Annotated in this window: 11 protein-coding genes, 1 pseudogene and 1 CRISPR repeat array; of the genes and pseudogenes, 6 read left to right on the plus strand and 6 right to left on the minus strand. The window is 42.1% G+C overall.

The window, feature by feature from the left end; genetic code table 11:
- The first annotated feature begins 422 nt into the window (after nucleotides 1–422).
- From cas9 (F5613_RS06635) to F5613_RS06660, 6 genes and pseudogenes are all read left to right on the plus strand, one after another.
- Complete coding sequence (gene cas9, locus F5613_RS06635) at nucleotides 423–2930, plus strand: type II CRISPR RNA-guided endonuclease Cas9 (protein ID WP_179399178.1); 2508 nt, start codon at nucleotides 423–425, stop codon at nucleotides 2928–2930.
- Nucleotides 2931–3015: 85 nt separating this feature from the next.
- A complete protein-coding gene (locus tag F5613_RS06640; protein WP_179398356.1) occupies nucleotides 3016–4182 on the plus strand; it encodes an IS4 family transposase in 1167 nt (388 codons plus the stop codon).
- A gap of 43 nt (nucleotides 4183–4225) precedes the next feature.
- Nucleotides 4226–6313, plus strand: a pseudogene (cas9, locus tag F5613_RS06645) (type II CRISPR RNA-guided endonuclease Cas9); the annotation flags it as partial.
- Nucleotides 6310–7245 carry a type II CRISPR-associated endonuclease Cas1 gene (gene cas1, locus F5613_RS06650; protein WP_179399180.1) on the plus strand — a complete coding sequence of 312 codons (936 nt, stop codon included), beginning with the start codon at nucleotides 6310–6312 and terminating at the stop codon, nucleotides 7243–7245. The pseudogene cas9 (F5613_RS06645) and the gene cas1, both read left to right, overlap by 4 nt.
- 18 nt (nucleotides 7246–7263) lie before the next feature.
- Entirely contained in the window at nucleotides 7264–7596 is a 333-nt protein-coding gene (gene cas2, locus F5613_RS06655) for a CRISPR-associated endonuclease Cas2 (protein WP_179399181.1), read from the plus strand.
- A gap of 107 nt (nucleotides 7597–7703) precedes the next feature.
- Nucleotides 7704–11214: direct repeats of the CRISPR family, unit length 47 nt; unit sequence GTTGTTGCTAATAAGCCAAAGATACAATTTTGCAAGCTAATCACAAC.
- A gap of 625 nt (nucleotides 11215–11839) precedes the next feature.
- A complete protein-coding gene (locus F5613_RS06660) occupies nucleotides 11840–12199 on the plus strand; it encodes a DUF488 domain-containing protein (RefSeq protein WP_179399182.1) in 360 nt (119 codons plus the stop codon).
- Nucleotides 12200–12271: 72 nt separating this feature from the next.
- On the opposite strand, the gene F5613_RS06665 is transcribed toward F5613_RS06660, so the two are convergent.
- The 6 genes from F5613_RS06665 to F5613_RS06690 all read right to left on the minus strand — a co-directional run bounded on the left by F5613_RS06665 (nucleotide 12272) and on the right by F5613_RS06690 (nucleotide 23414).
- Nucleotides 12272–13462, minus strand: a complete 1191-nt coding sequence (locus tag F5613_RS06665) for an esterase (protein ID WP_179399183.1) — start codon at nucleotides 13460–13462, stop codon at nucleotides 12272–12274.
- Between the two features lie 32 nt (nucleotides 13463–13494).
- The gene (locus F5613_RS06670; protein ID WP_179399184.1) at nucleotides 13495–14379 is read right to left on the minus strand and encodes an alpha/beta hydrolase; all 885 of its coding nucleotides are present in this window, start codon (nucleotides 14377–14379) and stop codon (nucleotides 13495–13497) included.
- A gap of 92 nt (nucleotides 14380–14471) precedes the next feature.
- Nucleotides 14472–16844, minus strand: coding sequence for a beta-glucosidase (locus tag F5613_RS06675; protein ID WP_179399185.1), 2373 nt, complete (start codon nucleotides 16842–16844; stop codon nucleotides 14472–14474).
- A 122-nt stretch (nucleotides 16845–16966) separates the two neighbouring features.
- A complete protein-coding gene (locus F5613_RS06680; protein ID WP_179399186.1) occupies nucleotides 16967–18538 on the minus strand; it encodes a RagB/SusD family nutrient uptake outer membrane protein in 1572 nt (523 codons plus the stop codon).
- Between the two features lie 24 nt (nucleotides 18539–18562).
- Nucleotides 18563–21631 carry a SusC/RagA family TonB-linked outer membrane protein gene (locus F5613_RS06685; RefSeq protein ID WP_246303367.1) on the minus strand — a complete coding sequence of 1023 codons (3069 nt, stop codon included), beginning with the start codon at nucleotides 21629–21631 and terminating at the stop codon, nucleotides 18563–18565.
- Nucleotides 21632–21758: 127 nt separating this feature from the next.
- Nucleotides 21759–23414 (minus strand): carboxylesterase/lipase family protein, encoded by a 1656-nt coding sequence (locus tag F5613_RS06690; protein WP_179399188.1) that lies wholly within the window; start codon nucleotides 23412–23414, stop codon nucleotides 21759–21761.
- Nucleotides 23415–23465: the final 51 nt, after the last annotated feature.

The following is a 23465-nucleotide window of genomic DNA, read 5'->3' on the forward strand; positions in this document are numbered from 1 at the left end:
CAAGGAATATGACTATAAATTAGGTTGTTGCAATTGATCTATTACGTGAATAATGGATCAAAAGTGAAAGATAATTTGTAAAGTGAAACATAAAGTGAAGGATATTAGTAGAAAAGTGAAGGATATTTATTTTAATATTTAGGATAACTATCTGTAATCTAGTTGGATGAGTTTGCAAGTGAAGGAAGTGAAGGATATTTTCGCAAACTTATTGAGAATTTGATACACAACAAAGGCGAGTTGCCCCGCCTTAGTTGTAAACACAACGGAATAATCCTTATTGTGATTAGCTTAAATTGTATGCAGCAAAAATAATGTTTATTATTTAATTTACAAATAAATATGGAAATAATTTGTAAAATTAATTCTATTGATTAGTTTTACAATTGACACTATTATTTTGTAGAATTAAATTGAAAACCATGAATAAAATTTTAGGACTTGATTTAGGAACAAACAGTATTGGATGGGCTGTTGTGCAGAAAGATGAGCAAGGATCTTATGAAAAAATTATTAATGCTGGAAGCCGCATCATTCCTATGGATGCAGAAACCATGAAAAATTTCAATAATGGAATAACACAAACCCAAACTTCAGAAAGAACCAGGTTGCGTGGTGTAAGAAGATTGCTTGAACGTTCATTGTTGAGAAGAGAACGTATCCATCGTCTATTAAATACTATGAACTATCTTCCTCCCCATTATGCCGAAAAGATAGATTTTGTAAATAGATTAGGAAAGTTTATTGGAGAAGAGGAGCCTAAATATGCTTACATGGTAGATGAAGATGGAAAGTTCCAATTTATATTTAAAGAATCTTTTAACGAAATGCTGAAGGATTTCCAGGACAAACAACCAGAATTGGTACTCAATAATAAAAAAGTGCCTTACGATTGGACTATATACTATTTAAGGAAAAAAGCATTGGATAGAGCTATATCCAAAGAAGAGTTAGGGTGGATTATTCTCCAATTTAACAATAAAAGAGGTTACTACCAACTTAGAGGTGAAGAAGATGAAACACTCAAGGAGGGTAAAAAAGAGGAGTATTTTGCCCTAAAAGTAATTCGGGTCGAAGCAGATAGCTCATCTGCCGGGAAAAAAGGAGAAGTGTGGTATAATGTTCTATTAGAAAATGGATGGATTTACAGGCGTACAAGTAAAATACCTTTAGATTGGGAAGGTAAAACTAAGGAGTTTATTGTTACAACGGATGTAGACGAAAATGGAAATGCTTTAAAAGATAAAGAAGGCAAAGAGAAAAGAAAATTTAGGGCTCCTGCAGAAAATGACTGGACTTTACTCAAAAAGAAAACGGAGTCTGATTTAGTTAAAAGTGGAAAGACTGTTGGTACTTATATATACGATACGCTTTTGAGTAGCCCGGATCAAAAAATTAAAGGAGGATTAATCCGTACAATAGAACGTAAATTTTATAAATCAGAACTTATTGCAATTCTGAATAAGCAAAAAGAATTTCATCCGGAGTTAAAAGATAAAACTCTTTACAATAAATGCGTAGAAGAATTATATAGAAGTAATGAATCACGAAGACTCTCTTTATCAAATTATGACTTTACACGATTTATAACAGAGGATGTTATTTTTTATCAAAGGCCTCTTAAGAGCAAAAAATCACTGATTGAAAATTGTTCATTCGAAAGACGTTACTTTCTGGATCCAATTACAAAAGAATTAGCTTATGCACCTATTAAATGTATTGCTAAATCACATCCATTGTTTCAGGAATTCAGACTTTGGCAGTTTATTAAAAATCTACGAATTATCGAACGTGAAAAAATAGTAGGAGATAAGCTGATGTTTGACCAAGATGTAACTACAGAGTTTCTCCCTACCCAGAATGATTATGTTATTCTTTTTGATTGGTTAAATGAACACAAGGAGATTGATCAAAAGGCTTTGCTAAAATATCCGGCATTTGATTTAAAGAAGAATATAGATAAGTATCGCTGGAATTATGTAGAAAATAAATCATATCCTTGTAATGAGACCCGTGCTTTATTGAAGACAAAACTAAATAAAGCAGGAAATATTCCATCCGAATTTTTAGATAATGATACATTAGAATCATTATGGCATATTCTTTATTCTGTAGAAGATAAATTGGAAATAGAAAAAGCACTAACGTCTTTTGCGACAAAAAAAGAATTGAGTGAAGAGCAAACGGTAGCTTTTGTCGAACAGTTCATAAATATTCCTCCCTTCAAAAAGGAATATGGATCTTATTCTGCAAAAGCAATTAAGAAATTACTTCAACTGATGCGTATGGGAAGTCGCTGGTCAGAAAACGAAATAGCAGAATCAACAAAGGGTCGAATCCAAAAGCTGATTGACGGCGAATGCGACGAATCAATAAAAACAAGAACAAGGGATAAAGCTTTAAAGTTTAATGAAATAAATGATTTTCAGGGTTTACCTCTATGGCTTGCCAGCTATATTGTATACGATCGCCATTCGGAATCTGGTGATGTTATGAAATGGGAAACTCCTGAAGATATTGATTATTACTTAAAACATGTATTCAAACAACACGGACTTCGAAATCCGATAGTAGAGGTTGTTGTTGTTGAGACATTAAAGGTTGTAAAAGACTTGTGGAAAACCTATGGCTCTTTTAGTGAAATTCATATAGAGTTGGGAAGGGAAATGAAGAATCCTGCCGATAAACGTATCAGGATGACAAACCAAAATGTAGAAAATGAAAATACGAATTTACGAATAAAAGCACTTTTAGCAGAGCTTGCCAATCAGAAAGACATTGAAGGCGTAAGACCATATTCTCCGTCACAACATGAAATCCTTAAGATTTATGAAGAAGGAGTCTTAAATATGCTAACAAAGGAAGATCCGGATTATGACACAATAAGTAAAATCATTGCTGTCCCATTAAAATCTAAAATAGTTCTTTGAAATATTTGAAATTTAGTTAGTTATAGAGGTTTTTCGAGCGCGACGATTTCAATTGATAACTTTGCAGCCCATAATAAAGGCTGCAATGAATAAAGAGAAATATGTGTTTGCCCAGTTGATCTCATTTCTGAATGAAGATAAATTCCGACGTATTGTCAACAAGTTCCAAGGGAATCGTTACATCAAGCATTTCACTTGCTGGAATCAACTACTTTCTTTGATGTTCGGGCAACTCTCCAATCGTGAAAGTTTGAGAGATTTGATTATCGCTCTTGATGCCCATCACTCTAAATGTTATCATTTAGGAATAGGAAGGAATGTATCAAGATCATCTCTGTCAAGAGCCAATCAAGATAGAGACTATCACATCTTTGAAGAGTATGCCTACTACCTGATAAACGAAGCAAGACAAAAGCGAGCCACGGAAATCTTTAAACTTGGAGGGAACATCTATGCCTTCGATTCGACAACCATTGATTTGTGCCTGGCCGTATTCTGGTGGGCAAAATTCCGCAAGAAAAAAGGTGGTATCAAAGTACATACACTATACGATGTGGAAACACAGATACCTGCATTCATTCATATCACTGAAGCGGCAGTACACGATTCAAAGACAATGAAAGAAATCCCTTATGAATCTGGTTCTTACTACATCTTTGACCGGGCTTATAACAATTTTAAGATGTTGTATAAGGTTCATCAGATTGACGCATTCTTCGTTGTCAGGGCAAAGAAAAACCTGCAATACAAATCCATCAAATGGAAACGCAGACTCCCCAAGAATGTACTTTCAGATGTGACAATCGAATTGATTGGTTTTTATCCCAAGCAATACTATCCCGAGCAGTTCCGGCTTGTAAGATACTGGGATGAAGAACAAAAACGAGAGTTTGTATTTCTAACCAATGCGATGCACATTTCTGCTCTTCAGGTGGCTGAACTTTACAAGAACCGCTGGCAAGTAGAGTTGTTCTTCAAATGGCTGAAGCAGCACCTCAAAATCAAGAAGTTTTGGGGTACTACCGAAAACGCTGTCCGGGTTCAAATCTATTCAGCCATATGTACATACTGCCTGGTGGCAATCGTTCAACACGATATGCAACTGGATAGAAGTACATACGAAGTTCTTCAAATATTAAGCATTTCATTGACTGATAAAACTCTTCTTCGAGACCTCTTTGATAAAACTAAATTTCAAAATGACAAAGAACGATTTGGACCAAATGGGCCAAATTTATTTAATTATAAATAACGTCCTATTTTTAATGGGACACTAGTGAAGTAAAATATCAAAAATGGCGCTACCGTCATCGTCAGATCTTGTTAGATATAAATGTTGGCTTGAGCAAAAATATCGTTCACCTTATACAGGACAGGTTATTCCTTTGGCACGTCTTTTTACTTCAGAATATGAAATAGAACATATTATTCCACAATCCCGTTATTTTGATGACTCATTTTCTAATAAGGTAATTTGCGAGTCGGCAGTGAATAAAGACAAAGATAATCTGTTGGCATACGAATATATTAAGCAAAATGAAGGCAAAATAATAGAGATTGGTTTAGGGAAAAAAGTAAAGCTGTTTACTGCAGATTCATATACCGAGTTTGTCCAATCACATTATGTGGGTTCTGTAGCGAAAAAGAAAAAGCTTTTGATGGATACAATTCCAGATTCTTTCATAGAAAGGCAATTAAATGATAGTAGATATATTAGTCGTGAAATAAAGAAATTATTGTCGAGTGTGGTAAGAGAAAAAGATGAGGATGAGGCTATTTCTAAAAATGTAATTGTATGTACGGGAGCAATAACAGATAAATTAAAAAGAGATTGGGGTCTGAATGATATTTGGAATACAATTATTTACCCACGTTTTGAAAGATTAAATCAGCTAACAAACAGTGATAAATTTGGACAATGGGAAAATAAACAGGGGAAAAAAGTTTTTCAGATTGAGATGCCTTTAGAATTACAGAAAGGTTTCAACAAAAAGAGAATTGACCACAGGCATCATGCAATGGATGCGATTGTTATTGCATGTGCAACCCGGAGTCATGTAAACTATTTGAATAATGAATCTGCTCATTCAAAGTCGAAAGAAAAACGGTACGATTTAAGAAGAAAGCTAAGACGTATAGAGATTTTGGAAAAACAGGAGCTAAAGGATGGTGTTACTACTACGAATAAGATCGAGGTTGCGAAAGAGTTTTATAAGCCTTGGCCTACATTTACGCAAGACGCTCATGAAGTTCTACAATCTATTATAGTTAGTTTTAAACAAAATTTACGAGTCGTAAATAAAGCAACTAATAGGTATGAGTGTTTTGTCCATGGGAAAAAAGAAATTGTAAAACAATCAAAAGGAGAGAGCTGGGCCATAAGAAAACCAATGCATAAGGACACAGTATCGGCAGCAGTATCTTTACGTAAAATTAAAACGGTACGACTTAGCCTAGCTATTGATGATTGGGCAAATATTGTTGATAAAACATTAAGGAAAGAGATCGGCCTTCTTTATTCTAAATATGGGGAAAACGGTAGTAAAAATATTATCAAGTATTTTAAAGATAGGGATAATAAACACAACGGTTTGGATGTGTCGAAGGTTAATGTCTACTCCTTTGATAACGATTGCGCTGCTTCTCGCGTTACACTTGATGATACTTTTAATTCTACCAAAATTGAATCTATTACAGACACAGGCATTCAAAAGATTTTATTAAAACACCTGTCTTCCTATAATGAGATAAAGGAAAATAAAATTATTGAGCATCCGGAACTTGCATTTTCACCAGATGGGTTAGATATTTTAAATGCCAATATTAGAGAATTAAATAATGGCAAGTTTCATAAGCCAATCAAAAAAGTAAGAACCTACGAAACTCTTGGTAACAAATTTGCTGTGGGACAAAAAGGAAATAAAAAAAAGAAATTTGTTGAAGCAGCTAAAGGTACTAATCTCTTCTTTGCTATCTATTCATCGGAAGATGGCGTTAGAAGTTATCAAACTATACCATTATATGAAGTGGCAGAAAGACAAGAACAAGGTTTAATTCCTGTTCCTGAAAAGAATGCAAATAATGATCGCTTGTTGTTCTGGCTTTCTCCTGGAGATTTAGTATATGTACCTTCAATAGAAGAAGAGGGGCGTATTGTTGAGATTGAGAAAAATTTAAAATGTATCTTGAATATTTATAAAATAGTAAGTTTCACAGGTAACAGATTATACGCTATACAAGCATTTGTTGCAACAACTATAGTTGATAAAAAGGAGTATTCATTACTGAATAAGGTGGAATTTTCAATAAACGAAAATAGACCTATTAAACAATATTGTATTAAAATTAAAGTAGATCGATTAGGTAATATTTTAAAGATATGATTAAGAAGACATTGTACTTTGGAAATCCGGCCTATTTAAGTCTTCGTAATTCTCAGCTAGTATTACGATTGCCCGAAATAGAAAAGAATGATACGGTTTCCGATTTCTTTAAAAAGGAATCGGAACGTACCATTCCTATAGAAGATATTGGTGTAATTATATTGGACCATCAACAAATCACGATTACCCATGGACTATTAGAAATGCTTCTCGATAATAATTGTGCAATAATAACATGTGACTCTTCACATCTTCCGGTTGGACTAATGTTGCCTTTGTGTGGAAATACAACGCAAAGTGAGCGATTCAGAGAACAAATAGATGCCTCGATTCCTCTTAAAAAACAACTTTGGCAACAAACAATCAAGTCTAAAATTGAGAACCAAGCTTCTCTTTTGGAAGAAAAGAGAAAGGTGATAGTTAAAAATATGAGAATATGGGCTAATGATGTAAAAAGTGGAGATCCGGATAATTATGAAGCGAGAGCAGCGGTTTATTATTGGGCAAATCTATTTACTCATATTCCTGATTTTACTCGACATCGAGAAGGAATTGCTCCCAACTCCTTACTGAATTACGGGTATGCTATATTACGTGCCATAGTAGCCAGATCTTTAGTGAGTAGTGGCCTTTTGCCAACTCTTGGCATTCATCACCACAATAAGTACAACGCTTATTGTTTAGCCGATGATATTATGGAGCCCTATCGCCCTTTTGTTGATAAATTAATTGTTGGATTGTCAGAGAAGGATTTGAAAAGTGAAACACTTACACCCGAAATAAAAATGAAATTGCTTTCTATTCCTGTTTTAGATGTAATGATTAATGGAAAACGGAGTCCTTTAATGATCGCGATTTCCCAGACTACAGCTTCTCTTTATAAATGCTTTAGTGGAGAGGCAAGAAAGATTAGTTATCCCGAATGGGGTTAAATAATTTTTATATTGAATATGGAACGATTCAGTGAATATAGAATTATGTGGATACTCGTTTTTTTTGATCTGCCAACTGAGACAAAGAAGGAACGTAAAATCTATACCGATTTTCGCAAGAAGATTATATCTGATGGTTTCACTATGTTTCAGTTTTCTATATACGTAAGACATTGCGCGAGTAAAGAAAATGCAGATGTTCATATAACTCGTGTAAAATCAATATTGCCAGAAAAAGGGCATATAGGAATTTTATGTATTACAGATAAACAGTTTGCTGGTATGGAGATTTTTTATGGTAAAAAAGAAACGAAAGCTCAACCAGTTGGTCAACAGCTTGAATTATTTTAAAGTAATAAATCCCACTCATTGAGCAGGATTTACTAAAGAAACATCAACTTTTTTTGTTTCTAATTTATGGCTTAAATATCTATGCAACAGATAGATGTGAACATCCTGTTGTTGCTAATAAGCCAAAGATACAATTTTGCAAGCTAATCACAACACGAGGAATAATGCTACCCTCGTGGTTTTTGTTGTTGCTAATAAGCCAAAGATACAATTTTGCAAGCTAATCACAACCCCAGCCCCATGTCAAGGAATAAGCCGGGGGTTGTTGCTAATAAGCCAAAGATACAATTTTGCAAGCTAATCACAACAATGCGCCATACAAAACCCATTGGATATATGTTGTTGCTAATAAGCCAAAGATACAATTTTGCAAGCTAATCACAACCAGCCTTTCCTAACTTGTTAACACCCTCAAGTTGTTGCTAATAAGCCAAAGATACAATTTTGCAAGCTAATCACAACGATTTTGCCATTCCGAGTATCTCAAATGCCGTTGTTGCTAATAAGCCAAAGATACAATTTTGCAAGCTAATCACAACCCGTTTCCAGAGTTACCCCAAATTATCCAGGTTGTTGCTAATAAGCCAAAGATACAATTTTGCAAGCTAATCACAACCCAGACAGTAACACGCCTATATTTTTATAGTTGTTGCTAATAAGCCAAAGATACAATTTTGCAAGCTAATCACAACCATTAGGAAGGATACTTTCCGTAAGCTTCGGTTGTTGCTAATAAGCCAAAGATACAATTTTGCAAGCTAATCACAACCAGCAGCTATTGAGGATGTCAGCCGATTATGTTGTTGCTAATAAGCCAAAGATACAATTTTGCAAGCTAATCACAACGGCAGAACCGACTGCAAGCATGGCGTTCTTGTTGTTGCTAATAAGCCAAAGATACAATTTTGCAAGCTAATCACAACAAGTATCACGTAAATCGTACTGACTATCCAGTTGTTGCTAATAAGCCAAAGATACAATTTTGCAAGCTAATCACAACCGACCTTGATACAGGTGAAATCAGATACCGTTGTTGCTAATAAGCCAAAGATACAATTTTGCAAGCTAATCACAACCCACTAATCCGAGTAACCTGCTGGTCAACAGTTGTTGCTAATAAGCCAAAGATACAATTTTGCAAGCTAATCACAACATGCCAGGAGATTTTTTGATATTTAAAGAGTTGTTGCTAATAAGCCAAAGATACAATTTTGCAAGCTAATCACAACAATCAACGCGGAAGATAGGGGGTTGCCGATGTTGTTGCTAATAAGCCAAAGATACAATTTTGCAAGCTAATCACAACAGGAAGCAGTTTGGTCCCTTCCGCTTTTCAGTTGTTGCTAATAAGCCAAAGATACAATTTTGCAAGCTAATCACAACACCTCTGTAGTAACATCTTCCTGCGTTTTCGTTGTTGCTAATAAGCCAAAGATACAATTTTGCAAGCTAATCACAACAAACCACTTCGCAGGGAATGTCTGTGTCAAGTTGTTGCTAATAAGCCAAAGATACAATTTTGCAAGCTAATCACAACAAAGGTTGCTTACAACTCTCTTGAAGAGGGGTTGTTGCTAATAAGCCAAAGATACAATTTTGCAAGCTAATCACAACAATCTATCGGCATAGTATGTTCGGATTTGAGTTGTTGCTAATAAGCCAAAGATACAATTTTGCAAGCTAATCACAACATGATAGTATGTTTTACCGTTTGATCTCTTGTTGTTGCTAATAAGCCAAAGATACAATTTTGCAAGCTAATCACAACCCATTGGCTCTGTACTTTGCTTTTACGGCTTGTTGTTGCTAATAAGCCAAAGATACAATTTTGCAAGCTAATCACAACGTACTGCAAAAATCATAGATTTGCAACGGGGTTGTTGCTAATAAGCCAAAGATACAATTTTGCAAGCTAATCACAACTGTTCGGTTGTCCGAACATGGTACACAAATGTTGTTGCTAATAAGCCAAAGATACAATTTTGCAAGCTAATCACAACACGGGCGGCACGCACTTCGGTTTCGAACTGGGTTGTTGCTAATAAGCCAAAGATACAATTTTGCAAGCTAATCACAACAGATGCAGTATCCAATCAATCGATTTTGTAGTTGTTGCTAATAAGCCAAAGATACAATTTTGCAAGCTAATCACAACATGCTCAAGAATCATGATTTTAACAGAAATGTTGTTGCTAATAAGCCAAAGATACAATTTTGCAAGCTAATCACAACGGCCTGCCCATAGTCGATAAACAGGTAAGGTTGTTGCTAATAAGCCAAAGATACAATTTTGCAAGCTAATCACAACAGGCGCTCCTGTGCATCTTCAATTGCTTTTGTTGTTGCTAATAAGCCAAAGATACAATTTTGCAAGCTAATCACAACATGCTTTAATTAATCTTAATGGATACCCTCGTTGTTGCTAATAAGCCAAAGATACAATTTTGCAAGCTAATCACAACCATGGTTATGGTACAAAGAGATGCAAGCGTGTTGTTGCTAATAAGCCAAAGATACAATTTTGCAAGCTAATCACAACTTGTCCCCTAAATACCTTCCGCCTGTGTGAAGTTGTTGCTAATAAGCCAAAGATACAATTTTGCAAGCTAATCACAACATGCCAGGAGATTTTTTGATATTTAAAGAGTTGTTGCTAATAAGCCAAAGATACAATTTTGCAAGCTAATCACAACAATCAACGCGGAAGATAGGGGGTTGCCGATGTTGTTGCTAATAAGCCAAAGATACAATTTTGCAAGCTAATCACAACAGGAAGCAGTTTGGTCCCTTCCGCTTTTCAGTTGTTGCTAATAAGCCAAAGATACAATTTTGCAAGCTAATCACAACACCTCTGTAGTAACATCTTCCTGCGTTTTCGTTGTTGCTAATAAGCCAAAGATACAATTTTGCAAGCTAATCACAACAAACCACTTCGCAGGGAATGTCTGTGTCAAGTTGTTGCTAATAAGCCAAAGATACAATTTTGCAAGCTAATCACAACAAAGGTTGCTTACAACTCTCTTGAAGAGGGGTTGTTGCTAATAAGCCAAAGATACAATTTTGCAAGCTAATCACAACAATCTATCGGCATAGTATGTTCGGATTTGAGTTGTTGCTAATAAGCCAAAGATACAATTTTGCAAGCTAATCACAACTGTTGTCAGAATAGAGATACATTCAAATTTGTTGTTGCTAATAAGCCAAAGATACAATTTTGCAAGCTAATCACAACATGATAGTATGTTTTACCGTTTGATCTCTTGTTGTTGCTAATAAGCCAAAGATACAATTTTGCAAGCTAATCACAACCCATTGGCTCTGTACTTTGCTTTTACGGCTTGTTGTTGCTAATAAGCCAAAGATACAATTTTGCAAGCTAATCACAACGTACTGCAAAAATCATAGATTTGCAACGGGGTTGTTGCTAATAAGCCAAAGATACAATTTTGCAAGCTAATCACAACTGTTCGGTTGTCCGAACATGGTACACAAATGTTGTTGCTAATAAGCCAAAGATACAATTTTGCAAGCTAATCACAACACCCTACTTTACTACCTTATCATCCTTATTGTTGTTGCTAATAAGCCAAAGATACAATTTTGTAAGCTAATCACAACGATTTATTAATCCAATTAGCTATTTCGGTGATATCCGTTCACTTTTTCCTTTGTTTTGCCAGACTTCTCTGATTTGGTAGATTTCGAATTGTTTGTTAAGCCATAAAAATGCATATTTGATTTTGGATGGGTGTATATGCTTCGGATTATCTTGTTACAGTTTCCGCCACGATGTCTGGAGCTTCGTCCAAAATTTGTTCCGGAATCAATTGTAAATAATTTGTCAAATTGTTAAATATTACACTTTAATTTGTAAGTTTGTATCAGCTTATAACATCCGGTTAAGCAGAGGCAAAACCTGAGGGGCAAGGGGGCAGCGAGCGTCTGTAACAGCTACAGCGGGTGTTAAAGGCTAACCCCTATAAGCCGGGCAACCGGCTTATTTCTTTTTTACAAGTATACCATTTCAGACAGTCCTAGTATTCAGCTCTATTCGTTTTTTGATGTAAAAAGTTGAGAAAACACATAGACAATGCCTCCCAAAGTTCCCGCAAGCATAAGCAGTACGAAAGTCCAGGAAGCAATAAAGAATACTATATTTAAGATTGAATCTATCATACGTACAAATATATGAATAAATTGACATATAAAATACAGTTTGTGGATGCTTTAAAATCTGTGGCTTATGGTACGTATAGCGATTAAAAGGGTGTATGATGACTTTGATCCGGAGGATGGATACCGGGTTTTGGTAGACAGGCTTTGGCCCAGAGGGGTAAAGAAGGAGGCGTTGCTCTATAACTCATGGAATAAGGATTTGGCTCCTTCTTCTGAGCTTCGGAAATGGGTTCACCAGAATAAAGAGGAGCGGTGGGAACTCTTTGCAAGTTTGTACATCAAGCAACTGGGTAATTCTAAAGCGGTGGATGATTTCTTGTTGGCCATAAAGGACTTTGAGAGGGTTACGTTGCTGACTGCCACTAAAAGCATGGAGCAGAATCATGCGGGTATATTGAAAGAATATGTAGAGGGGTTGCTTGGGTAAAGCAGGGTACTTGCCGCGTCCATTAACGGATTAACAGCAAGTACCCTTTTTTATACATGGTCTATATGCTGCTTATTTGAACAGCTTGGGCGCGAATTCCGACAGGTAGATGCGCCAGTTCTTCCAGATATGGCCTTCGCCGGTTTCGAAATATTCGTACTTGTAGCCTTTTTCGTCCAGCATCTTGCGATAGTCTGTGTTTGCCTGATACAAAAAGTCGGTCTTGCCGATGGCAATCCAGTATAGGGCCGGCTTCTTGTCGAATTGTGTTTTCAGCTTGGCTTCCAGGTTGTCGTAGATCGGTGATTTTACATCTTTGTTGGGCATGATGGCTGCAGAGAACAAGCCTACGTAGTTGAACATGTCCGGATATTGCTTGGAGATGTGCATGGAATGAAATCCTCCCATGGATAGTCCGGCAATGGCACGGTTCTGTTTGTTCTTGAGGGTACGGTAGGTGCGGTCTATAAAGTTAACCACATCCGGGAAAGCAGCTTCGAAGGAGCCTTCCATGGTTTTAGGTAATTGCATGGATGCCGGGGCATAGCCTAAAGAGGATTCTCCGGGGGCAGCCTCTTGCGATGCATTGCCGTTGGTCATCACCACAATCATAGGTTTTGCTTTGCCTTGTGCAATCAGGTTGTCCAGAATCTGAGCGGTACGTCCCAGTTCGCTCCAGGCATTTTCGTCGCCTCCCATTCCATGCAGCAGGTAGAATACAGGATAGCGCTTGCCGCTGGTTTCGTAACCGGCCGGTGTATAAACCGTTAAACGGCGGTCCATACCCAGCGTGGGACTGTTATACCATACCTTGGCCACTGTTCCGTGGGGTACTTTGTTCACCTTGTACAGGTCGGCACGTTCGCCACCGATGATAAATACGTTCGTAACGCTTGCCACGTCGCGAATCATATACACATTGCTGGGGTCGTTAATCTTTAGTCCGTCTACCAGGAAGGTGTAGCTGTACAGTTCGGACTTGAGGGGTTGCGGGGTGGTAAATTCCCATACGCCGTCTTTCTCGGTAAGGTCGGCCACACCCGGACCGTCAAACTCTCCGTAAGGTGTCTTTATCTTCTGGGTAGGCAGAAAGTCGCCGGTTACTTGTACCCGTACGGCTTTAGGTGCCTTCAGGCGGAAGGATACCGTGTTGTTTTCGTGAATTTCGGGCGAGATAACGGCGGCACCTCCCCAAAGAGCCTGTTGTGCAAAACTTAAAACACACATCAGCAGCATGGCTGATAAAGTAATGATTTTTCTCATGATGTTTGTTAAAATAATGTGAGGTTTTTTAATTATTGATTCTTTCCAAAATTACGGGTAACAAATGGCAGGCAGGTGTACAGGGCCGAGTGCCAGTATTCCCAGGTATGCCCTCCGTCGCGAACGCGGAACTGGCAGGGAATCTTTTTCTTGCGCATCGCCTGAGTGAACTCGATGTTGCGGTCGAGCAGAAAATCGTCGTCGCCGCAATCTACAAACCAGGCCACCGTGCGTAAGTTGGCGATACGATCTTCGTCGGCATTCGCCACAAAGTCCACACAACTGTTCTCGATGACCGACTTGGTAAGGATTGCCATCTTATCGTCTGGTTTCTGCGCCGGTGCCGCTCCCATTTCGGGGATAGACATCAGGGCACTCATGGCGTAGACTGCTGCGTACATATCGCTGTGCTTCTGTCCGTAACCGGTGGCGCCGCCTCCGCCCATAGACAGTCCGGCAATGGCCCGGTGGGCTTTATCGCCTATCACACGGTAGTTCTTTTCAATGTAGGGCAGAAACTCGGTGTAGAAAAAAGTCTCGTAACTCCATCCCGGCATATCGAAATAGCCGTTCCATACGCCTTCGTAGATATTGCCTCCCGCATTGGGTGTAACAATGATCATCTCGCAGGCTTCGCCGCTTTCCATCAGCTGGTCGGCCACATCTTTAACGTGACCGCGCCCGGCCCATCCCTGGTGGGTGTCCGTCATACCATGCAGCAGATAGAGTATCGGATATTTCTTGTTTGTATCCGTCTCGTAACTTTTAGGCAGGAAAATATTGTATGCCCTGTAGGCATTCAACACCTTGCTGTGTATGGAATCTGTTACGATTTTACTCTGTGGAGGGGCGGGCGACTGTGCCAAAGCAGAGAATACAAGTGGTATAGCCAGCAAAGACAAGATTAGCTTTTTCATTACTCGTAATTTTAAAATGATGTATGGTTCTTTACAAATTAGCGACTAAAAGTACTAATTTATTTATTATCTGTTTACGGATCGATTTAAATTCATCTCTTTACCATCGGATTTACCGGGATCGCTGCCTGAGGTTTCATAACATCGAGTGTTTTAACCTTGCTGCTTTTGGCTATCTTCTGTACTACGGTGTCGCGCACGTCGGCCGACGAGGCGGCAGCCATCCATTGATATTCTCCCTTGTCGAGCTCCCACGAAGCCGACTTCTCGTTATAGGAGGCCATGTCCATTACGTGCCAGGTAAGGGTGAGTGTCTGACTTTCGCCCGGTTCCAGCAGGCGGGTCTTACCGAAGGCTTTCAGCTCTTTAGCCGGTTTGTCCAGGGCTCCTTTGGGGGCTTTCACATAGGCCTGAACGGCTTCCCGACCGGCATATTTGCCTGTGTTCTTAACGGTTACCTTTAACTGGCATTGATCTCCTTCGATTGAGGCGCTTTCTATATCGTAGCTGAAGCTGGTGTAGCTAAGTCCGTGTCCGAAGGGGTAGGATACCTCCTTGCCGAATGTGTCGAAATAGCGGTAACCCACATAGATGCCCTCCTCGTAGTTGGTATAGTCTACGTTGGCTTCCGGCACTTTAGGTTTCTCTTCTTTTTTATCTGATTTGAAGTTCATACCCGTTCCCATGGCAAAGGATGGCATCTTGAACTCGTAATCGGAAGGGAAATTGGCGTCTGAAGGGGCATCGCCGTAGTTAACAGCCAGTGTCATAGGTAACTTGCCCGAAGGGTTTACTTTGCCGGAGAGCACATCGGCGATACAGTTGCCAACCTCCTGACCCGGTTGGAAGGCACAGATTACGGCATCGGCATATCCTTTCCACGAGGCAGTTTCAACCGGACTACAGATGTTCAGGATAACTACCAGTTTCTTTCCGGCTGCACGATAGGCTTCGGACACCTGCTTGATAAGTGCCTTTTCGTTTTCTTTGAGCATGAACTCGCCGATGCGACGGTCGCAAGCCTCGCCGCTGGTACGTCCCAGGGTAAGGATGGCAATGTCATTGTCCTGCACCTGTGCGATCATCTCTTCGGCTGTAGGTAGAAACTCTTCGGCACGGGGCAGGGGAGTGAAGGAAAAGGGAGGTCTTCCCTGTGGGAAAAGTCGTTTCTGCTCGTCGAACAGATGCTTTTTGTATTGCTTAATAAGTTTACCGTCTACTGTATAGCCTGCTTTGCGCATACCTTCTACCAGAGATACCGTATAGTAACCGATTCCCGTACTGCCAAATCCCATACCTGCGGGTACCATGTCGTACGAGGTGGTTCCATACAGGGCAACCTTCTTTACGCCTTGTGCCAGCGGAAGGGCCTCTTTATTGTCCAGCAAAACAATTCCTTCGGCACCAATCTTACGGTCTACCTGTGCATGGCCTTTCAGATCTGTTTCATTGGGGTATTGATAGCCCGCATAGGTGTGACTTTTAAGAACGAACTCCAGTACGCGTTTCACGTTGCGGTTCAGGATGGCCTCGCTGAGGGTACCGTTTTTTACAGCTTCGTAAATAGCCTTGTACTGGCGGTCTTGTCCCGGTTGCATCATATCGTTACCTGCCAACATGGATGCAACGGCATCCATCCCTGCATTCCAGTCGGACATAACCACTCCTTTGTAGCCCCATTCCGAACGAAGGATATCTTCGGTAAGCTCCTTGTCTTCGCAGGTGTATTTGCCGTTCACTTTGTTGTAGGCGGTCATCACACTCCATGGCTGTGATTCCTTTATGGCTATCTCGAATCCTTTGAGATAAAGCTCGCGCAGGGGGCGGGTGGTGAGTCGGGAGTCATTGTTATTACGGTTTGTCTCCTGATTGTTTACTGCAAAGTGTTTGATACAGGTTCCGGTGCCCTGACTTTGAATTCCGTTGATGTAAGCTGCGGCAATCTTTCCCACCACCAGCGGATCTTCGGAATAGTACTCGTGGTTTCGTCCGCAAAGCACATTACGCATCAGATTCACACCCGGGGCCAGCAATACATCCAGTCCGTAGTCCTTAACCTCTCTGCCCAGCGCCTGACCAACCTGGAAAGCTGCTTCGGGATCGAAGGTGGCAGCTACCGTGGTGCTGGACGGAAACTCTGTAGCATAATAGGTGTGGCTGTCGAATTCGCGTTTGGGAGCCATTGCCAGACGGTGCGGACCGTCGGCCAGGTAGGCCGAAGGGATGCCCAGACGGGGAATGTCGTAGGTACGACCGGCTGTGCCCGGAAACTTGGCATCGTCGCTCATTGCCATGCCGCAACCGATTACCATGTGTACTTTTTCTTCCAGCGTCATCGCACGGATCACCTCGTCTACGTTTTGAGGGGTGAGCCGTAGCTGCGGCTCCGGTGAAGGCAGCTGCGCCTGTACCGTGAGCGCCAAAAAACCGGAGAAAATGGAAATAGATAGTCTTTTCAATTTCATAATTTTAAATGTAATTAAAGTATAGTATTCATTTAGTGGTAACGAAGAAATTTTCAGGTAAAGATACTACTATACCGAAAATTTCTCCATTAACCTAAATCAATTAATGCTGTAATAAATTATCACCAGTTTTCATTTTGTTTCATGTTGGGATTTAACTCCAGCTCTTTGCGGGGAATCGGCAACTGTTTATGTTTCGCCTTGAAACCGTAAGCCGAATTCTTGACCAAGAACTTAACACCTTCACTTGAGAAGGCCGGAATTTCCTTCCCTTGCTGACCCATAACTGCTTCAGCATCGTTCCAACGGGTGAGGTCCTGGAAACGTACACATTCCATGCAGAGCTCCAACCGTTTCTCCTTCTTTACATCGTCCAGGGTAACCGTTGTTAAATCGGGTAGTTTGGCCCGCGAACGAATCCGGTTGATGTAAGAAAGCGCTTTGGCCTTGTCGCCGCCCTGTACATGTGCTTCGGCAGCCAGCAGTAATACCTCTGCATAGCGCATCACCCGGAGGTTGATGTATTGCAGGGCCTGAAAGTAAGAGGCATCGTAAATACAGTCTTCTTTCAGTGCACGTGTTTTCCACATAAAGTAACCTTCGTGTCCCACCATATTGGCACCGGGCTGCAATACAACCCCGATCTTATTTAATTGCTCGTAACTGCGCAGTGTGCTGTTTAACCGGTAGCCATCGGTTCCTTCTCTTTCCACAAAAGCATCATACAACGATTTGCGTGGATTCATAAAGCCATAGGTACCCGAAGCGATGGTTTGGACAGCTTCGCCGGTAACGAACAATTTATCCGAACGCCATCCCATCATCAGGTAGGTCATCGTCAGTATGTCCCAGTTCCAGGCCTGTTCCGGGTCGTTGCGGCGCTGCACCTCCAGCATGGACTCGCAGCTTCCGTTGGCCTCTACGTGCAGCAGCTTATCGTAAGCACCCGGGTATAGATCGTATTTGCCGGATTCGATCACTTTGTCGAGAATAGAGGCCGCTTCGCTGTATTTACCCTGGAATACATACGCCTTCCCGAGCATGGCCTGTGCCACCTCTTTGGTGGTACGGATCGTTGTCTCTTTATCGTTAACGTTGTTTTTTGATGGCAGAACGTTGAGGTTGATGGCTTCTGTAAGATCCTTTTCAATAAACGCCCAGGTGTCTTGCGGACTGCTGTTGCCCTGTCTGTACTCGTCCGGGGTAAGCAGATGATCTACGATGGGAGCTGTTCCATAGAGGGTTAACAGTTCGAAATGCGCCCATGCACGGAAAAACTTAGCTTCGGCCAGGGCACGCTTTTTCACATCCGTATCCGGTTCCATCAGGTCGATAATCAGGTTTGCTTTGTAAATGATGCTGTACATGCCCGAATACAAGCTGGCTATCATGGGATGGTCCGTGTCGAAGGTATATTCGTTCAACTGTTCCATTTGGGCATTGTCGCCACGCGAACCACCACCGCTCCACACATCGTCGGCCAACGAATTTTTGGTCATGAACCAATTGTAGTAATTGCTGCTCCAGCTGAAGTATAAAGAAGCCAATGCCTGCATAGCCTCCTGATCTGTTTGGTAAAAGTCTTCCTGACTCCCCATATTACCATGTTTGGGGATGTCCAGCCGGTCTTCGCATCCTGTGTTAAGCACCGAAAGCAGTCCCAGCAGCCAAATATAGATATATCTTGTTTTCATTATTCTTACTGTAAATTGTGGTTTTTAAAATTCAATATTCAAGCCTAAAACAACCTTCTTGGAACAAGGATACGACCCTTTGTCCACACCCATTCCCGAAGTGGAATTGGCGGCCGCCTCCGGATCGAAGCCCGGGTATTTTGTGAAGGTGAAGAAATCGTCCAGCGAACCGTATACCCGGAGGTTATTCACAAAGATCTTTTTCATCCATGTTTTAGGGAGGGTATATCCCAATTGAATCTGCTTAATCTTGAAGAATGAGCCGTCGTATACCAAAGCATCGGAGGTCTGGTATTTATCCATGTTCTGGGCGCCGGCGCGTGGAACAGTCCCCGACTTATTATCGGCTGTCCAGCGATTGTCGTAAAATACCTCTTTCAGTTTATTGGATGCCGCATAATCGGGACGATTGATACAGTTGAAGATGTCGTTGCCCTGCGATCCGGTACCGAACAGCGTGAAGTCCAATCCTTTCCAACCGGCGGTTAGTGTAATTCCATAGGTGAAATCGGGAATGGCATCGCCGATGTAATCCAAATCGCCATCGTTCAGGTCGCCGCTGTTGTCCAGGTCATGGAACATGGGATTACCCGTTTCCGGATCCACCCCTTTGAATTTATAGCCGCGGAAGTAATAAACAGGGAATCCCTCTTCGAAGTAGGTGATGGTGCTGGTATGGAAGTTAACGCCGTTGATACGCGTAATGGACGGGTCAACGTAGGTTACCTCGTTCGTTAAGGTGGCAAGGTTGGCCCGCAGGCTGTAATGGAAGTCACCGATATGGTCTCTCCAGCCCAGTTCAAACTCCCAGCCCTTGTTGCTTACGTTCCCGGCATTCATAGGCGAGGTTGTTCCTCCTACAATCAATGAAGGGGTGGTGCCGTTTACCAGCAGATCTTTGGTCTTTTTGTTAAAGTAGTCCATTCCCACAGTAAGACGATCTTTCAGGAACCTGGCATCCAGACCGATGTTGATCTGTTCGGAAGTCTCCCATTTCAGTTTATCGTTACCCATGGATGAGGGAGCCACAGCATTGATATAATAATTGCCCGTCCCGAAAGGGTAGAGCCCTTTCAGAGCCATGTCCGTGCTGTATGGATAGTTGCTGAGGGCAGCCAGACTACCGTTTTGTCCCCAGCTGGCACGCAACTTCAAGCTGCTTACCTGATGCTTGAGCGGAGCGAAGAACTCTTCTTCCGACAGGGTCCATCCGGCAGATACCGCAGGAAAATATCCCCAGCGGTTGGTGGAGGGAAGCAGTGATAAGTCGGCTGCATCGGCACGAAGTGATCCCTGCAAAAGGTAACGCCCAGCAAATTCGTATCCTACACGTCCGAAGTAAGAAAGTTTGGCCGAACGTACCTTCTCGCCGGCTACCCCCTTGGTTGCCGAAGCCGAACCATAGTTGAGGTAATAGAACAACGGATCGTTTTTCTTGATGGCATCTTCGCTGTTGGCCGAAAGACTACCATATACATTGTCGTTGGTGGATTCCTGGTACGACATACCCACCATTCCGGTTACAGTATGTTGTCCGAAGCTCTTCGTGTAGTTGGCAAAGTTCTCCCATTGATAATATATACTTGTGGTAGATCTGGCATTGAGGCTCACATAATCGCGGCTCTGGGTGGAGTTTCCGTAGAAGGGAAGGTCGGTGGACGACTGACGGGTTCCCGACAACCGGTAACCGAAACGCGAGGTGAATGTGAAATCCTTGATAGGTTTGAAGTCGGAGTAGATGGATCCGTTTACGTTGAATCCACTGTTTTTACCAATATTATTGTCGCGCATGATCATAGGATGAAATTGCTCGCCGGCATAATATTTGGACACTGCATAGTAGTCGCCGTTCTCGTTTTTGAGCAGGTGTTTACCATTATTCAAAGCAGTCTGCATGTGAGCCGGCAGCTTATCCGCTGCGTAGGTATCGGGCGTAAGCGGGTCCAGTTGGAGGATAGAGGTTAGCAAGCTGCCGTATTCGTTGTTCATCGATACGCTGCGTATATTGAATTTCTCTATCTGATTGGTGGTTCCCACTTTGAGCCAGGGCTTGATTGCATATTCGGAATTGATGGTTGCCGTAAGACGTTTGTAAACATCGACATCTCCCTTTACAATCCCGTTATTATCCAGATAGGTTAGAGATAGATAGTAATTGCCGTTTTCGCTGCCGTTGGTGAAAGATACATTGTGCTTTTGCATCTGACTGTTATCAAAGGCTACGTCGGTCCAGGCAGTATTCGTTACCCCGTCCCAGCCGTTTCGAAGTTCGTTCTCTGTAAAAGTCTGCGACTCTACCATATAATCGATGTACTGCTCTGCATTCAGCATGGCCGGGATACGAGCCAGCGATTGCGACGACCATTGGAAATCGTAGGAAATCTTTCCTTGTCCCGCTTTCCCCTTCTTGGTGGAGATAAGTACAACCCCGTTGCCGGCTTCGGCACCGTAGATGGCAGCAGAGGCAGCATCTTTAAGCACCTCCATGGATGCGATGTCGTTGGGATCGATGCCGCTGATGTCGCTCAGCCGGATCCCGTCTACCACATACAGGGGATTGGAGGAAGCATTGGATGAGTAACCTCTTACACGAACGGTAGGCGAGGCTCCCGGAGCAGCAGAGGTTTGGATAACCTGTACCCCGGCTGTTTTACCTTGCAATGCCGCCGGAGCGTTACTGATGGTGCGGTTTTCCAGATCTTCGGCCTTTACCTGCGAGATGGCCCCGGTAACGGAGCTCTTTTTCTGAACACCGTATCCTACCACTACAACCTCTTCCAGCGTTTTAGTATCCTCCTTTAGCTGAATGTTCATCACTCCTGCAACGGCTTTCTTCTCCTGAGTTACAAAGCCGATATAGGAAAATACAATGGTGGCACCCTGCTGTACGGACAGACTGTAGTTGCCATTTAAGTCGCTCATCACACCGTTGGTGGTTCCTTTTTCAACGATGCTCACTCCGAGCATAGGCTCTTTCAGGTCGTCTGTAATACGCCCTGAAACTTTAACGGGTCCCTGTGCCGATAGGTAAGACACAGTGGCCAACAGAAAAAGCACCATGATAAGTAGCTTTTTCACCGATTTGCTTTTCATAATTCTTTTCATTAAGTTATTAACTAGATTGATTACTGCATGTTCCCGGTTTCTTCCCCGCCTTTGCAGGGAATAAGCCGGGAGTTTACGTTCTTTACATTAAAATGTGGTATGGTTTTACAACGGATCAGAAGCCGCGGGTTGGAAATGCTCTTACCAGCTCCATCAACTCCTTGTCGTGATTATACTTTTCTTCGCATACATTGTCGAAGCACATCGCAGCACCCTTTTGGGCTGTATAAGGATCCCATTGGGGCAGACTTTCGTGGTTGGGATTGCCTGTCCGTGCAAAATTTATCCAGGCGCTGCTCATTTTCTGTGCCAGTATTTGCGCTTTGCCGCTCCCGCCGGTCATACTGGCGTGACGTGTTACATTGTCGAAAACAAACGGAATCTCCATGCAGTGTGTGCTTCGCAGGCTGCCATTCATTACGGGTGATTCCCAGGTAAAAAGATACATATAGACAGGAGCTCCCTGTTGAGCGGCCTTCAGACGTGCCTGTTCCACTGCACCGGGACGGAAGATTACATCTACATCCAACAGATCCTTGGGTTCATAGTAGGGGTATGCCTTTTCAAATGCAGCAAGGAAATCGTTGGTCTTTTCGCCGTACTTCTGTTTAAGTATCTCCACGGCTTTTTCTTTTGTGATGGTTCTGTAGGCCGGCACATAGGTGCTCATGGTGAATTCGTGTAGTGTGGTTCCTATCATCACAGGTATGTCCTTACTCTGTGCCGGAGCTTGCGGATCGAAAGGTTGTGCGGGCAACACATCGCCGTCTACCGTTGGCGCCCATCCGAAGATAAAGGAGGAGATACCCTCTTTTTCGGCCTGTTCCTTTACTTTCTTTATAGCCGTTTCGCCGGCGGCAAGTAACTTTTCGTAGGGTATTGTTTGCAACTGGTCGAGCTGAGAGGGTTTTAATCCCAATTCCTCCACCACGGCCGTACCGATACGGCGTGAATACGTTGCTTCCATTGTTCGCAACATTGAACCGCTCTGTATAATGGCTTTGTGAAACAGCCCCTTGGCCGATGGTGTGGCAAGAAGGGTGGAGACTTTGCCTCCGCCGCCCGACTGTCCGAATATGGTTACATTCTGTGCATCGCCTCCAAAGGAAGCAATATTCTTGTTTACCCATTGAAGAGCTGCAACTAAGTCGAGTAACCCTGCATTGCCCGATTTAGCATATTTGTCTCCGAAGGCAGAGAGGTCCAGAAAGCCCAGCGCGTTGAGCCGGTGGTTAAGGGTTACAACAACTACATCTCCATTCTTTGCCAGGTTACTTCCATCATAGGATGGTAATTCCTGTCCGCTTCCGGCAGCATAACCTCCGCCGTGAAGCCATACCATGACAGGGCGTTTCTTTCCGTCTTTTAATCCGGGAGTCCATATGTTTACACGCAGACAGTCCTCGTCGGGGAACCCGTCGTTCCAGTCAAAGGCAAAAGCCGACTCGTCGTGATACCAGCCTGTACGTTTGCCCTGTGGGCAAGTAGGACCATAGGCACGGCTGCTCCGGATTCCTTCCCACTTTGCAACGGGTTGGGGAGGCATGAAGCGTTCGGCTTTGGCATACGGAATACCTTTGTATATGTACACACCGTTTTCCTGATATCCGGCCACCGTTCCGGATTCAGTTTCTGCAATTGCATTGGTGTCCGACGCGAGGACTTCGCCATCAGTCTTCGCCTCTTGCTTGTCAGCTTTTACAGTCCCTCCGCAAGAGGACAGGAGGAGGGCAGCCGTGAGTAGCGGCAATGAGAAAAATAGTTTTTTCATGGTAGCATAATTTTCTTGATTATTACGTCGGCAATATTACCCCCTTTCCTC

Origin of the sequence: Macellibacteroides fermentans, from assembly GCF_013409575.1 — a bacterium.
In the GTDB taxonomy this organism is placed as follows: domain Bacteria; phylum Bacteroidota; class Bacteroidia; order Bacteroidales; family Tannerellaceae; genus Macellibacteroides; species Macellibacteroides fermentans.

Bases quoted from the DNA above. Each gene is read 5' to 3' on its own strand.
- cas1 (WP_179399180.1), top strand. From the start codon at position 6,310: ATGATTAAGAAGACATTGTACTTTGGAAATCCGGCCTATTTAAGTCTT.
- F5613_RS06640 (WP_179398356.1), top strand. From the start codon at position 3,016: ATGAATAAAGAGAAATATGTGTTTGCCCAGTTGATCTCATTTCTGAAT.
- cas2 (WP_179399181.1), top strand. From the start codon at position 7,264: ATGGAACGATTCAGTGAATATAGAATTATGTGGATACTCGTTTTTTTT.
- cas9 (WP_179399178.1), top strand. From the start codon at position 423: ATGAATAAAATTTTAGGACTTGATTTAGGAACAAACAGTATTGGATGG.
- F5613_RS06690 (WP_179399188.1), bottom strand. From the start codon at position 23,414: ATGAAAAAACTATTTTTCTCATTGCCGCTACTCACGGCTGCCCTCCTC.
- F5613_RS06670 (WP_179399184.1), bottom strand. From the start codon at position 14,379: ATGAAAAAGCTAATCTTGTCTTTGCTGGCTATACCACTTGTATTCTCT.
- F5613_RS06685 (WP_246303367.1), bottom strand. From the start codon at position 21,631: ATGAAAAGCAAATCGGTGAAAAAGCTACTTATCATGGTGCTTTTTCTG.
- F5613_RS06660 (WP_179399182.1), top strand. From the start codon at position 11,840: ATGGTACGTATAGCGATTAAAAGGGTGTATGATGACTTTGATCCGGAG.
- F5613_RS06665 (WP_179399183.1), bottom strand. From the start codon at position 13,462: ATGAGAAAAATCATTACTTTATCAGCCATGCTGCTGATGTGTGTTTTA.
- F5613_RS06675 (WP_179399185.1), bottom strand. From the start codon at position 16,844: ATGAAATTGAAAAGACTATCTATTTCCATTTTCTCCGGTTTTTTGGCG.
- F5613_RS06680 (WP_179399186.1), bottom strand. From the start codon at position 18,538: ATGAAAACAAGATATATCTATATTTGGCTGCTGGGACTGCTTTCGGTG.